Source organism: Oerskovia rustica (assembly GCF_014836555.1).
Classification (GTDB): domain Bacteria; phylum Actinomycetota; class Actinomycetes; order Actinomycetales; family Cellulomonadaceae; genus Oerskovia; species Oerskovia rustica.
Genome location: NZ_JACSQQ010000003.1, coordinates 179128 through 192644 on the forward strand (window position 1 = coordinate 179128; position 13517 = coordinate 192644).

The 13517-nt window shown below is 73.8% G+C and carries 13 protein-coding genes; all 13 read left to right on the forward strand.

The features are described from left to right. Positions 1–132 precede the first annotated feature (132 nt). The 13 genes from H9652_RS02920 (at position 133) to H9652_RS02980 (ending at position 13489) form a co-directional block, all read left to right on the forward strand. The gene (locus tag H9652_RS02920) at positions 133–675 is read left to right on the forward strand and encodes an O-acetyl-ADP-ribose deacetylase (protein WP_191794580.1); all 543 of its coding nucleotides are present in this window, start codon (positions 133–135) and stop codon (positions 673–675) included. A gap of 188 nt (positions 676–863) precedes the next feature. Beyond that, entirely contained in the window at positions 864–1091 is a 228-nt protein-coding gene (locus tag H9652_RS02925) for a hypothetical protein (RefSeq protein WP_191794581.1), read from the forward strand. Next, the gene (locus H9652_RS02930; protein ID WP_191794582.1) at positions 1091–2302 is read left to right on the forward strand and encodes a YeiH family protein; all 1212 of its coding nucleotides are present in this window, start codon (positions 1091–1093) and stop codon (positions 2300–2302) included. The genes H9652_RS02925 and H9652_RS02930 overlap by 1 nt, the downstream gene beginning before the upstream one ends. Before the next feature lie 249 nt (positions 2303–2551). After that, entirely contained in the window at positions 2552–4531 is a 1980-nt protein-coding gene (locus H9652_RS02935) for a YhgE/Pip domain-containing protein (RefSeq protein WP_191794583.1), read from the forward strand. A 200-nt stretch (positions 4532–4731) separates the two neighbouring features. Further along, positions 4732–5184 carry a hypothetical protein gene (locus tag H9652_RS02940; RefSeq protein WP_191794584.1) on the forward strand — a complete coding sequence of 151 codons (453 nt, stop codon included), beginning with the start codon at positions 4732–4734 and terminating at the stop codon, positions 5182–5184. Then, the gene (locus H9652_RS02945; protein ID WP_191794585.1) at positions 5181–5504 is read left to right on the forward strand and encodes a winged helix-turn-helix domain-containing protein; all 324 of its coding nucleotides are present in this window, start codon (positions 5181–5183) and stop codon (positions 5502–5504) included. The genes H9652_RS02940 and H9652_RS02945 overlap by 4 nt, the downstream gene beginning before the upstream one ends. A gap of 131 nt (positions 5505–5635) precedes the next feature. Further along, entirely contained in the window at positions 5636–6316 is a 681-nt protein-coding gene (locus tag H9652_RS02950) for a DNA-3-methyladenine glycosylase I (RefSeq protein WP_191794586.1), read from the forward strand. Between the two features lie 44 nt (positions 6317–6360). Beyond that, positions 6361–7806, forward strand: a complete 1446-nt coding sequence (locus H9652_RS02955) for an L-serine ammonia-lyase (protein WP_191794617.1) — start codon at positions 6361–6363, stop codon at positions 7804–7806. A 55-nt stretch (positions 7807–7861) separates the two neighbouring features. Next, positions 7862–9169, forward strand: a complete 1308-nt coding sequence (locus H9652_RS02960; RefSeq protein ID WP_191794587.1) for a sensor histidine kinase — start codon at positions 7862–7864, stop codon at positions 9167–9169. Next, complete coding sequence (locus H9652_RS02965) at positions 9166–9846, forward strand: response regulator transcription factor (RefSeq protein WP_318243957.1); 681 nt, start codon at positions 9166–9168, stop codon at positions 9844–9846. Before H9652_RS02960 ends, H9652_RS02965 begins: the two co-directional genes overlap by 4 nt. Positions 9847–9972: 126 nt before the next feature. Next, a complete protein-coding gene (locus H9652_RS02970) occupies positions 9973–11181 on the forward strand; it encodes a hypothetical protein (protein WP_191794588.1) in 1209 nt (402 codons plus the stop codon). Between the two features lie 84 nt (positions 11182–11265). Next, a complete protein-coding gene (locus tag H9652_RS02975) occupies positions 11266–12381 on the forward strand; it encodes an App1 family protein (protein ID WP_191794589.1) in 1116 nt (371 codons plus the stop codon). 67 nt (positions 12382–12448) lie between these two features. Next, complete coding sequence (locus H9652_RS02980; RefSeq protein ID WP_191794590.1) at positions 12449–13489, forward strand: hypothetical protein; 1041 nt, start codon at positions 12449–12451, stop codon at positions 13487–13489. Positions 13490–13517: the final 28 nt, after the last annotated feature.

A 13517-nucleotide genomic window follows, 5' to 3' on the forward strand; every position in this document is an offset into this window, starting at 1 on the left:
CCCCCCCCCCCTTCTGCGTGTCGCGGCACGCCCGCCACGCGTCGAACGTGACGTTCGGGTCGTCCCAGGAGCCGGTAGCCGGCCCGAACGTCACGCTCGGCGACGAGGCTCGCCTCGCGCGAGGATGGACGGATGCACCTGACCGCGGAGCTCGGAGACCTCACGACCGTCGACGCCGACGCGATCGTCAACGCCGCGAACTCGTCGCTGCTCGGGGGTGGTGGCGTGGACGGCGCGATCCACGCCGCGGCCGGGCCCCGGCTGCTCGACGCGTGCCGCGAGCTACGACGGACGACGCTGCCGGACGGGCTGGCGGTCGGCGAGGCCGTCGCGACGCCGGGCTTCGACCTGCCGGCGCGGTGGGTCGTCCACACGGTCGGACCGGACCGGCACCGCGGCCGGACCGACCCCGCGCTGCTCGCCTCGTGCTTCACGCGCTCGCTCGACGTCGCCGCGGACCTCGGCGCGGCGTCGGTCGCGTTCCCCGCGGTGAGTGCGGGGGTCTACGGCTGGGACGGGGACGAGGTCGCGCGGGTCGCGGTGGCTGCGGTCCGCGCGTGGGGCGTGGACGGCGACCGGGGTGTGGTGGACGTGCGCTTCGTGCTGTTCGGCGAGCGGCTGCTCCGCGCCTTCGAGGAGGCCCTCGCCCCGGGCGACGCGCGCCCGACCGTGTAACACGGCGTCACGTCCTCCCGGAGCGTGGACACCCCCTTGCCCCGGTCGACGGCCACCGCCACCCTGTCGGCCATGCAGAACGTCCGCACGTCGCAGGTGTGTCCGTAGGGCGACGGCGCCGCGCTGCCCTGCGCCGGCCGTCGCCCTCGCCGCACCCACCCCGACGCCGGAAACCCGGAGGACCTGCCATGCCTGCACGCGAGAACCCCGTCCCACCCACCAGGGCGGAGGACTCCCCGACCGCCACGCCGCCCGTCGATCCCGGCGAGCCCACCGTGGCCACCGCCACCCGGCCCGTGACCGTCGACGCCGTCCGACGCGTCCACGTCTCCGAGGACTGGCTGGCGACCGTCGTCGGCCTCGCGGTCGTCGCCGTCGGCCTGCTGGGCCTGATCCCCGAAGGGCTGGTGCCCTGATGAGCGGCACGACCCCTGACGCGGGCACCGCCGTCCGCCCCGAGGCGTCCGTCGGCGACACTCGCTCCCCCGAGGCGCCCGCAGGTGAGGCGCCCCGCGCGACCCTCGAGGACTCGGTCGTCCAGGACGGGCGCTCACCGGGCGCCCTCTACCTGGTGGCGGGCTTCGTCGTCCTCCTGGGCCTCGCCTGGTCGGCCCGCTTCCTCGAGCAGAGCGTCCCGGAGTGGCTGGCCGACACGCCGCTCGGCAGCGTCGCGAAGTCCGTGGAGTACCCGGTGTACGCGATCGCGCTCGGACTCCTCGGCAACGCCGTGCTGTCGGTGACCGGCCTGCGGTCCCGGCTGGCGGCGGCCTTCCGCACCGAGTTCTTCATCAAGACCGGGCTCGTGCTGCTCGGTGCCACGGTGAACCTGTCGCTCGTCGTCTCGGCCGCCGGGCCCGCCATCGCGCAGGCCGTCCTGCTCATCACGCTCGTCTTCGGGTTCACGTGGTGGCTCGGCGGGCGGCTCGGCATCGACGACAGGCTCCGGGCTCTGCTCGCGAGCGCGGTGTCGATCTGCGGGGTCAGCGCCGCGATCAGCGCTGCGGGCGCGGTCCAGGCGAAGAAGGAGCAGCTCGCGTACGCGGCCAGCCTCGTCATCCTCTTCGCCCTGCCGTCGATCTTCGTCCTGCCCGCGCTGGCCGAGGCGCTGGGTCTGTCGCCCGCCGTCGCCGGGGCGTGGATCGGCGGGAACATCGACACCACGGCTGCCGTGACGGCCGCGGGGGCGCTGGCCGGGGACGAGGCGCTGCAGGTCGCCGCGATCGTCAAGACCACCCAGAACGCCCTGATCGGGGTCGTCGCGATCGCCCTCACGGCGTGGTTCGCGTTCCGGGTCGACCGGGTCGCGGGGGCCGCTGCTCCCCGGTGGAGCGAGCTGTGGACACGGTTCCCGAAGTTCGTGCTCGGGTTCCTGCTCGCCTCGGTCGTGGCGACGATCTACGTGAGCTCCGTCGGGGCGGACGCGGCCGCGCCCGACATCGCGATCCTCAAGTCTCTGAGCACGGTGTTCTTCATCGTCGCGTTCGTGTCGATCGGGCTGGAGTTCAACGTGACGGCGGTCCGGGAGGCCGGGTGGAAGCCGGTCGTGGTGTTCGGGTCGGCCGCGGTCTTCAACCTCGTCGTGGGGCTCGCGCTCGCGAGCGTCCTGTTCGCGAACCTGGAGATCTGAGAGCGGGGGCGCTGCCTGCTCCGAGGCGCTGCCGGCACTGCTGGTGCCACTGCGAGAAGGCCCGTCGCGACCGCCGCGGCGGGCCTTTACCAACTTGTGATTTTCGAAGTATCAGATACTTGCTTTCCTCCCCCTCGCGGCCGTTGCTAGCGTCGACGGTGATTTATCTGATACTCGGAGTTGCACCAAGGTGATGGGCACCCCGGGGTCAGACCGGCAACGACGCCGGCCACGAGAGGACCCTCGCACATGACGAACCACGCCTTCCCGCGCCCTTCGCGCGCGCACTCAGCCCTGACCATCGGCGCCCTTGTCGTGCTGGCGCTCGCCGTCGTCGCGCTCGTCGCCTACCTCCTCGTCTTCAACGGCAAGGTCGCCGACGGCGCCACGCGCCTCGACGACGGAGCCACCCGCCTCGAAGCGGGCGCGGCCGAGCTCGCCGACGGTGCCGAACGCGCCGAGGAGGGCGCGGGCAAGCTCGCCGACGGCTCGAAGGACCTCGAAGACGGGGCCAAGAAGCTCTCGACGGGCGCGACGCAGGCCTCCAGCGGGGCGACCCAGCTCGCGGCCGGCAGCGTGACCGCGCTCGACGGTGCCGCCCAGCTCGCGGCCGGGGCCGACGAGCTCAACGCCGGAGCGGCCAGGCTCGCACCGGGGGCGGCCGACGCCTCGACCGGCGCGAACAAGCTGGCCGCCGGCGCACGGACGCTCAACGGCAAGCTCGCCACCGAACTTGCGCCCGGTGCGGCCAAGGTCGCCGACGGCGCAGCCCAGCTCCACGCCGGTTCCGGCGAGCTCAGCGGCAAGCTCGCCACCGAGCTCGCGCCCGGTGCGGCCAAGGTCGCCGACGGCGCAGCCCAGCTCCACGCCGGTTCCGGCGAGCTCAGCGGCAAGCTCGCCACCGAGCTCGCACCCGGCGCAGCAGACCTCGCACAGGGCGCGTCGAACCTCTCTTCCGGTGCGGCCTCCGCGTCCACGAAGAGCACCGCACTCGCCGTAGGAGCGCGTGACGTCTCCGACGGCGCCACCGCCCTCGCGACCGGGTCGGCCTCGGTCGCTGCCGGGGCATCACAGGTTCAGGCCGGTGCCGGCGCGCTGTCGGCGGGGATCGACAAGGCTGCAGGTGCCGCAGAGTCCCTGCGAGCCGGGGCCGCTGGTGTCTCCGCGGGGGCCGACGGCGTCCAGGCCGGGGCCGCGTCGCTCGCAGAGAACCTCACGGCTCTCGCCGCATCGGTGCCCGCCGACTCGCCCCTCAAGGCTCAGCTCGACCGGCTCGCCGGCGCCGCAGGAGACCTCTCCGCGGGGGCGTCGTCGGTGAAGGGCGGGGCGGCGGCACTGGCCCAGGGAACCACGGACCTCCACGGCGGTTTCACGGCCGAGAAGGGGCTCGTGAACAGCGCGCGCGCACTGAGCACGGGTGCTACCGGGCTGCAGTCGGGGAGCGCGGGCCTGGACAAGGGCGCCCAGTCGCTCCAGGTCGGAGCCCAGAAGGTCGCGGACGGGTCCGCTCTGCTGTCCGCCGGGTTGAGCGATCTCTCGAGCGGGGCAGCGCGGGTGAACGCGGGATCGCAGCAGATCGCCGACGGCGCAGCCGCCGCAGCCACCGGCGCCACCACCCTCAACACCAAGCTCGGCGAGCTCGCCCCCGGCGCGGCGAAGATCTCCGACGGCGCAGCCGCCGCAGCCACCGGCGCCACCACCCTCAGCACCAAGCTCGGCGAGCTCGCCCCCGGCGCGGCGAAGATCTCGGTCGGCGCGCTGGCGGCGGCAGACGGTTCGGGAACCCTCTCGACGGGCGCCAAGGACCTCGCCGCAGGCAACGCCAGGCTTGCCACGGGCGCTCGGGACCTGTTCGCGGGCACCACGAAGCTCGAGGACGGGTCGCTCAACCTCCACACGGGTATCAACGCCCTGTCGAGCGGTGCGGCGACGCTCGCAGCGGGCAACACCGCGCTCGCCGAGGGGGCGGGCACCCTGCACGCCGGCACGACGACCCTCGCGGACGGCGCGGGCGTGCTCGCGAAGGGCAGCTCGACGCTGGCCGACGGTGCGGGCACGCTCGCCGACGGCACGGTCGAGATCTCGGACGGTACGACCAAGATGAAGTCGGACGTCGAGAACAGCCCGGCCGGAAAGCTCTCGCTCGGCATGTCGGCGATCGCGGGCGGGAGCCTGCTCGCCGGTGTCGTCGGGATCGGACTGGGTTTGCGCCGCCGGCTCACCATCTGACCGGCTGACCTGCGCGATCCCGCGCGGCGCCTCACAGTCGACGGTGACGCCGCGCTTCTCGAGGGTGGCGGGGCCGCGTCCATGCCCTGGACGCGGCTCCCGCCGCCCTCGCTCTGCGTCCACCCCCGGGCTCGGCTCCGCGAGGATGCCCATCTGGTATCTACTTGCCAAGTAGGAAAGTAGATGCTTCGATGGACACCATGAGCAACGACGCACTCTCCCCCACCGCCCCGACTCCCCGTGAGGCCGCCGCCGCACTGGACCTCGCGACCCGCAGCACTGCAGCGACCGCGGGCATCGGGCACCGCTGGGTCCAGAGCCTCCTCCTCGCCTGGGCCGCCATGACGATCGCCGTCGTGCTGCTCGTCGGCCTCGGGGGTGTGCCGGGGATCATCGTCGGCTCGCTGATCGGCCCGCTCTTCGCGGGCACGGTCGCGATCTGGGCCGCTCGCCAGGGCATCCGGGCCCGCAGTCTGAACGGTCGCTACCTGCTCGCCGTCCTCCTCTGGGCCGTCCTCTACGGCGCGGCGCTCACGCTCGGCCTGCCCGGGCAGGCCGGCAACCTGGGCTACTGGCTCCCTGCCGCCCTGGCCACCGCCCTCCCGATGCTCGCTGCCGCCCTGTGGCCCCGCCGCGAGGAGCAGGTGCGATGACCGAGACCCACCCCCGCCACCGGCTCGACGACGTCATCCACTCCCCCGTCCGGCTCTCGGTCGTCGCGGCGCTCGCCGGGGTCGAGAAGGCCGACTTCAGGTCGTTGCGCGACGCGATCGAGGTGTCCGACTCGGCGCTCTCCAAGCAGCTCACGGTGCTCGAGGACGCCGGCTACGTCGAGATCACCAAGGACCGCGTGGGCCGCCGCCCACGGACGTGGGCAGCCCTCACACCGGCTGGCCGGACCGCTCTCACCGCGCACCTCCAGGCGTTGCGCGCGATCGCCGAGCAGCAGCTCCCGGCGGTCACCGACGCCTGATCCACAGGGGCTGTGGACATCCCCCAGGGCCTGGGGACGCGAGCCGTGCACAGGCGCATGGGCGGGCCCCCGTCCCCACAGGGGGACCGCGCACACGCCGCACGTTGGTGCCGTGCGGAAGAGTGGGAGCCATGACCACGACCGAGGCCACCGGCCAGCACGCCCCCGAGCCCGCGACGCCGCTCGCCGCACCGGCCGACTCACCCGTCTCGCCGCCCGCGGGTGCCCGCTGCTTCGGCGACGGCGACCCGCTCTACGAGGCGTACCACGACACCGAGTGGGGGGTCCCCGTCCACGGGGACGAGGCGCTGTTCGAGCGGCTGGCGCTCGAGGCCTTCCAGTCCGGCCTCGCGTGGATCACGGTGCTGCGCAAGCGCCCCGCGTTCCGCGAGGCGTTCGCGGGCTTCGACCCGGAGGTCGTCGCGCAGTTCTCCGAGGAGGACGTCGAGCGTCTGCTCCAGGACGCCTCGATCATCCGCAACCGGATGAAGATCGAGGCCACCGTCTCCAACGCGCGCGCCCTGCTCGCGCTGCACGAGCAGGGCAGGACGCTCGACGAGCTCGTCTGGTCGTTCGCCCCGGGCGGTTCACGCGCGCCCGACGGCGGCACTCCCCTCGATCGCCCACGTCCCGCGACCTTCGCGGACCTCGCGGCCAGCACCCCCGAGTCGGTCGCCCTGGCCAAGGCGCTCAAGAAGGAGGGCTTCCGCTTCATCGGCCCGACGACGGCCTACGCGGCGATGCAGGCGTGCGGGCTCGTGGACGACCACCTGGCGACGTGCCCCGTCGCGACCGGAGACGTTTTGCTATAGCAGAACGGTTCCATCTTTTGAGACAGGATGCGATCATGAGGACCATGTCCTCGTACGTCAGCGTCCTCGACCTCTTCTCGGTCGGCATCGGACCCTCGAGCTCGCACACCGTCGGCCCCATGCGAGCGGGCACCACGTTCGCACGCGCCCTCGACGAACGGGGAGCGCTCGACCGGGTCGCCGCGGTCAAGGTCGTGCTGTGCGGCTCGCTCGGCGCGACGGGGATCGGCCACGGGACACCGGATGCGGTCGTCGCGGGCCTGCGCGGGCTCGACCCCGAGACCTGCGACCCCGACGACGTCCCGGGGAGCTGGGAGCGCCTGGGCGACGGCCACGAGGTCCGGCTGCTCGGCCGCCGGGTCGTGACCATGGCGACCGCCGACGTCCGCCTCGCACCGCTCACCCGGTTGCCCGGCCACCCCAACGGGATGCGCTTCACGGCCTTCGACGCTGCCGGCGACGTCGTCGCGGAGCAGGTGTACTACTCGGTCGGCGGTGGATTCGTCCTCACGGAGCAGGAGCTCGAGGCCGCCGCCGCGAACGAGGAGGCTCAGCACGCGGCGGAGCTCGCGGGCGCACCGATCGACCCCGCGACCGAGCCCTCGGACGTCCCGCACCCGTTCGCCAACGCGGCCGAGCTCCTCGCGTCCTGCACGCTCGAAGGACGCAGCATCGCCGAGACCGCGTGGGAGAACGAGGTGTCGCTGCGCCCCGCCGCGGAGGTCGGGGCGGGGCTCGACCGGATCTGGCGCACCATGAGCGAGTGCGTGGACGCGGGCCTCGACCGCCACGGCATGCTCCCGGGGAGGCTCAAGGTCCGCCGTCGGGCGCGCGCCCAGCGCGAGAAGCTCGAGGCCGCGGAGGCCGAGGGCTCCTCCGACCTGTCGATCGAGTGGCTCCAGGCGTACGCCATGGCGGTCAACGAGGAGAACGCGGACGCGCGCCGCGTCGTCACGGCCCCCACCAACGGTGCGGCCGGGATCATCCCGGCTGTCGGACGCCACTTCCTGCGCATCCACCCGGACCTCTCGGCCGACGAGGAGGCCACGCGCCAGGCCATGCGCACCTACCTGCTCACCGCAGGCGCGATCGGCGCGCTGTACAAGCGCAACGCCTCGATCTCCGGCGCGGAGGCCGGGTGCCAGGGCGAGGTCGGCTCGGCGTGCTCCATGGCCGCGGGGGCCATCTGCGCGGTGCTCGGCGGTACCCCGGCGCAGGTCGAGAACGCCGCGGAGATCGCGATGGAGCACAACCTCGGCCTCACGTGCGACCCGGTCGGCGGCCTGGTCCAGGTCCCCTGCATCGAGCGCAACGCGATCGCGGCGTGCACCGCGGTCTCGGCCGCCAAGCTCGCCCTCCAGGGCGACGGCGCGCACGTCGTCTCGCTCGACACCGTGATCGAGACCATGCGCCAGACGGGCCTCGACATGTCGACCAAGTACAAGGAGACGTCGACGGGCGGCCTCGCGGTCAACGTCATCGAGTGCTGACGAGCGGCCCTGGTCCCCAGGAGCGGCGCCGACCGACGACTGACATGATGTCGAGATGTCCGGCTCGTCCCCCGAGGCAGCTCGTGCCGCATCGAGACCACGCGTCTCGCTGCGCGCTCTCGTCGCGCCCCTGACGTCCGGGGCCACAGTGAGGGCGGGGGTGTTCCTGGTCGTGGGTGGGCTCGTCGCCGGAGCGTACGGGCTGCTGATCGAGGGCTTCGCGCAGATGTTCGCGGACCCGCGGACCGCGACTCCCACGACCGCGGCACTCGCCGTCGTGGCGACGACGCTCGCCGTGGCGCCGCCTTTCCTCGCCCCGGTCCGGACCGTCGAGGTGCTCGCGGCACGCACGCTCCTCGACGTCGACGTCCCGACCCCGTCGGACCGACCCCGCCCCGCCGCGCGGTGGCGGGGTGCGGCATGGTTCGCTCTCCACCTCGTGCTCGGCCTGGTCGTGGTCGTCTCGCTGCTGGTCGTCGTCCCGCTCGTGCTCGACCTCCTGCTCTCGGTGCTCGGCACGCGGTCCGTCGTCGGACCTGGTTGGCTGCCGGCCTGGCTGGCACACCCGCCCGTGCGTCTCCTGCTCGCGTTCCTCGTCGTCGTCGCCCTGCCCTATGTCGTGGTCGGGGCACGGGCGGTGCTGCGCTCGGCGGCTCCGGTGCTGCTGGGCCCCGACCAGAGCGAGCGGATCGCCGAGCTCGAGGCGCAGACTGCACGTCTGGTCGCACGCAACCGCCTCGCGCAGGACGTGCACGACGGGGTGGGCCACGCCCTGACGATCACCGTGCTGCAGGCCGCGGCCGCGGCGCGGACCGTGGAGTCCGACCCTGTGGCCACCCGCCGATCGCTCGCAGCCATCGAGGAGACCGGACGCCACGCCATGGCAGAGCTGGACGACCTGCTGCGGCGCTTGCGCAGCCCCGGGTCGGCACCGCTGCCGGGGCGCGACCCGTCGCCCGAGGACGACGACCTCACGACCCTCGTACGACGCGCCCGGGAGACGGGCGCGGACGTCACGCTGGACCTCGTGGGGGACGTGGGGCGGGCACCGGACGAGGTGGTCCACGAGGTCTACCGGGTCGCCCAGGAGTCCCTCACCAACGCGCTGCGGCACGCTCCGGGGGCTCCGGTCGCGGTTCGGGTCGTGCGCACCGCCGACCTCGGCGTCGAGGTCCGGAACCCGTTGCCTCCCGGACCGCGGGTGGCGGAGGAACGGCGTGGTCACGGCCTGGCCGGCATGCGCGAGCGCGTGACGGCTCTCGGCGGCACGCTCGTCGCAGGGCCCGACGGCGGAGCGTGGGTCGTGCGCGCGTCGTTGCCCGTCGTGGAGGACGAGCAGGAGACGCGGGAGGCGAGCACGTGAGCCCGGACAGACGGCCCATAGCCACGGGACCCGACGTGGTGCGCGTCCTGGTCGTCGACGACGAGCCGCTCGTGCGGGCAGGGCTGCGCGTGATCCTCGGCGCCGAGCCTGACATCGAGGTGGTCGGAGAGGCCTCGGACGGTGCCGAGGTGCCGGGAGCCGTCGCGGCGACCCGACCCGACGTCGTGCTCCTCGACGTCCGCATGCCGCGGGTCGACGGAATCGCTGCGACCAGGGCGATCGTCGCCCGCGACCCCGCTCCTCGGGTCCTCGTCATGACGACCTTCGAGCACGACGACCACGTCCTCGACGCGCTGCGTGCCGGCGCTCACGGCTTCCTCCTCAAACGGGCGCGCCCGCAGGACCTGGCCCAGGCGGTGCGCGTCGTGGCGCTCGGGGAGTCGCTGCTCTTCCCCGACGCGGTACGCCGGCTGGCGACCGCTCACCCCGCTCGCGGGGACGCCCTGCGCTCGGCCCGGCTCTCCGAGCGCGAGGGTGAGGTCCTGCGGCTCATGGCCACCGGGAGGTCCAACCAGGAGATCGCGAACGAGCTGTTCCTCGGGGTCGAGACGGTCCGCACCCACGTGGGGAACCTGCTGGGCAAGCTCGGGGTCCGCGACCGGACGCAAGCCGTGGTCGCGGCCTACGAGTCGGGCTTCGTCCGCCCTGCCCTCTAGCCGGTGGCGCTCCCCCGCCCGGGGGACCCCGCTCACCGTCGCGGGTGATCCGTGCCCGGCCACGGACGGCGAACCTGGAGGGACAGCTCGCCGGAGACAGCCGGCGACCCTCCCCGAGGAGCGACCGTGAAAGACATCGACATGACGGGCGGCGCCACGACCACCGCCCGACCGGGTACCCAGGGCCTGCAGCCGGACCGTCCGTCCGAGGTCACCGGGGCCCCGCCCGCGCCGCACGACGGGCGCCGGCCGACGGCCCCGCGGTGGCCGCGCCGGGTCCCTCCGATGACGATCGCGTGGTGGACCGCCGGGGCCCTCACCGCCCTCGTCGCCGTCCTCACCGGGCGGAACCTGCCCGTCGGGGCGGGGACGCCGGACGCGGCGGGGACGATCGTCGATTCCGTCCCGAGCAGCAGCCTGACCGCGGTCCTCGCGACCCTCGGTCTGGTCGGGGCAGCGCACGCGACCTGGATGACGACTCGCGCCGACCACCCGGCGACGCGCAGGGTGCGCGCTGCGGCGGTCGCGGTCTCCGGGCTCGTCGCATCCGCCGGCGTCGTGTTCGCCGACACCAGCCTCCTCGCCCGCATGGGGTACCTCCCGGTGGTCCTCGTCCGGGCCCCGTTCGATCCGGCGCTCGCGGGGGCCGTCGACCAGTACGTCGCGCCGGCGTTCCTGCTCCAGCTCGGCGTGCTCGTCGCCCTGGTGCTCCTCGCGGTCACGACCGTCCTCTTCGTCCGGCGCAGCAGCGGGGCGTGCGAGGTCTGCGGACGCCTGGACCCTCCGGCTGACCACCACGCACCGGCACCGGCCGGGCAGGTCTCCGCGCGACCGTCGGGCATCGTGGCCTGGGGTCGGCCCGCCGCGATCGTCGCAGCGATCATCCCGTGCGTGTATGCCGCCACCCGGCTGATCTGGGTCCTGGGCTATCCGCTCGGGCTCGATCCCGAGATGTACGAGCAGGACGCGGGCAAGCTGGTCGCCCCCGCAGTGGGGCTCTCGCTCTTCGCCCTGGTCGGTGCCGTGCTGACGCTCGGCCTCGTGCAACGGTGGGGCGAGGTCTTCCCTCGCTGGATCCCGGGCCTCGCCGGACGACGCGTCCCGGTCGCGCTCGCGGTCGTTCCCGCCTCGGTCGTCACGGTCGCGATCCTTCCGGCCGGCCTCTCGATGATCAAGGGTCTGCTGGAGATGTCCCCGTCAGAGGTGCTCGGCAACTGGGCTGCGTTCGGTCCTGGCGTGCTCTGGCCCCTGTGGAGCGTGGCCCTCGGGGTCGCGACGGCCGCGTACGCGACCCGGCGCCGCGGCACGTGCCCCACCTGCGGCCGCACCTCCTGACCAGCGGGTTCTTCCTGGTTCAGCCGATGAACCTCGCGTCCGTGTGCCAAGGTGGGAGACCAGCACCTTCGACGAGCGGATCCCATGCACCAGACGCACCTCCCGTCCCCGACCCCTCCCGTACAGCGGCTGCACCTCTCGGCCCGCCTCGAGGACCGCATCCGTGCGGCTGCGGTCAAGTTCCTGCGGTCGCGGGGCTGGACGCCGCGCATCGAGGCGTACGTCGGGTACGGCAACGAGGGGTCGGTGCGCGTGCTGGCGCGCGTGCTGCTGAGCCGCCCGCACCGCCGGACGGACCTGGTCTGGAACCGGCGCGGGTGGCGCAACTACCTCACGGTCTCCGCGCCGGGCGAGGTGGTCCGTGCATCGGTCACGCGGACCGACGGGTCGGGCCAGGAGGAGCGCCTGGTGACGGACCTGCCCGCCGACCGCGACGGGTACGTGGACGGGATGCTGGACGTCGCGCTCGCCCCGGGGTGGCACGACGTCCAGCTCGCCACGGCGAGCGGCGCGGTCGCGACGGCACGTGTCTTCGTGGTCGGGGCGGGGCGGCGCCTCGGTGTCATCAGCGACATCGACGACACCGTCATGATCACCATGGTCCCCAGCCTGCTGCGCGCGGTGTGGAACACGTTCGGTCTCCATGCGAGCGAGCGGCGCCCGGTGCCCGGCATGGCCGACCTCTACCAGGGCATCGCCTCTGTACATCCGGACGCTCCCTTCGTGTACCTGTCCAACGGCGCGTGGAACTCCGCGGGGAACCTGGAACGCTTTCTCGACCGCAACGGCTTCCCGCCCGGGGCACTCCTGCTGACCGACTGGGGTCCTACCGCGACGGGATGGTTCCGCAGCGGGCAGGAGCACAAGGGCAACGCGATCGACCGGCTCGTGCGCGAGCTGCCCGACGTCGGCTGGCTGCTGCTCGGCGACGACGGCCAGCACGACCCCGAGATCTACGACGCGGCAGCGACGCGGCACCCGACGCACGTCGCCGCCATCGGCATCCGCCAGCTCAGCCCCGCGCAGAAGATCCTCGCCCACGAACCTCCCGCGCCGTCGTCGGGCAGGACCGGAACCTTCCTCGGGACCGTGGCGGCGCCCGGACAGCGCCGCACCCGGCGCCCGGCGCACGGCGTCCCCACGGCAGGCGGGCCCGACGGCGGGGCGCTCGCTCGCGCACTTGGGCGCGCCCTGCGCTGAGCCAGCCCGGGACCGGGCTCGGGACGTCCGGGATGCCCCGTCCGTCACGAGATGTTTCGCTGGAGGCATGACCGACGACAAGGAGCGACCAGGCCCAGCAGGCGACCAGGACCCCACGGAACCGATCAGGCCCGCCTTCCCGGCGCCGGGCGGCATCACCGGAGGAAGCGTCCCACCCGCCGAACCCATCCCGAACGCGCCGGACCCGTTCTCCGCCACGGGAGCCTCGACGCCGCCCGGCGGACCCGGCGAGCCACCGACCGGAGGTCCGGCAGAGCCCCCGGGCAACCGCGCCTGGTGGTGGGCGCTGGGTGGGCTGGTGCTCCTCGCGATCGTGGCGGTCGGCATCTGGCTCGCGACCCGTGCCGACGCGGACGCCGACGCCGCCGCCTCGCCCGCCCCGACGCCGTCGGCCACCGTGAGCTCGCCGAGCCCCTCCGAGGAACCGACCCCCGAGTCCACGGCCACCACGGCCGCGCCCACCCCGGGCTGTGCCGCGACCGAGGCGGGTACGCCTGCGGGCGCGAGCACGCACCAGATCCTCGACGTCGACGGCGACGGGCGCCCCGACACCGCCTGGCTGACCGGCGGCGCGGACCGGACGTTCGGCATCACCACGGCGTCCGGGGCGACGTTCTCCGCTCCCGTGACCTCGGCGAGCCCGGTCCCGGCGAGCGCGATCGTCAACCTCGTCGCGGCGGGCGACGGCGAGGCGCCGATCGCGCTGGTCGACGTGGGACGCGAGGTCCTGCTGTTCTCCGTCGCGGACTGCGCCGTGACCGTGACGCAGAACGCCCAGGGCCAGCCGTACACGTTCGACAAGGGGTTCACCGGCTTCGGGACGGGGGTCGGCTGCACGGCCGTGGACGGCGTGCTGCACCTGGCCGGACTGAACGCGACCTCGGCGGACGGCGCGACGTACACCGTCGAGAGGACGTTCGTCGCCCTCGACGCACAAGCGCGGAACGCCACGAACGGTCAGGCGGAGACCGTCGCCGAAGGCGCTGCGGCGACCGACCCCGTCGTCGTCACCGCGCAGGAGACGAGCTGCGGCGACCTCGTCACGGGCGGCTCGGACCCGGGCGGGCCGGTCGAGCCGCAGGCCTGAGAACGGCCGAGAACGACGTGGGGGGCCG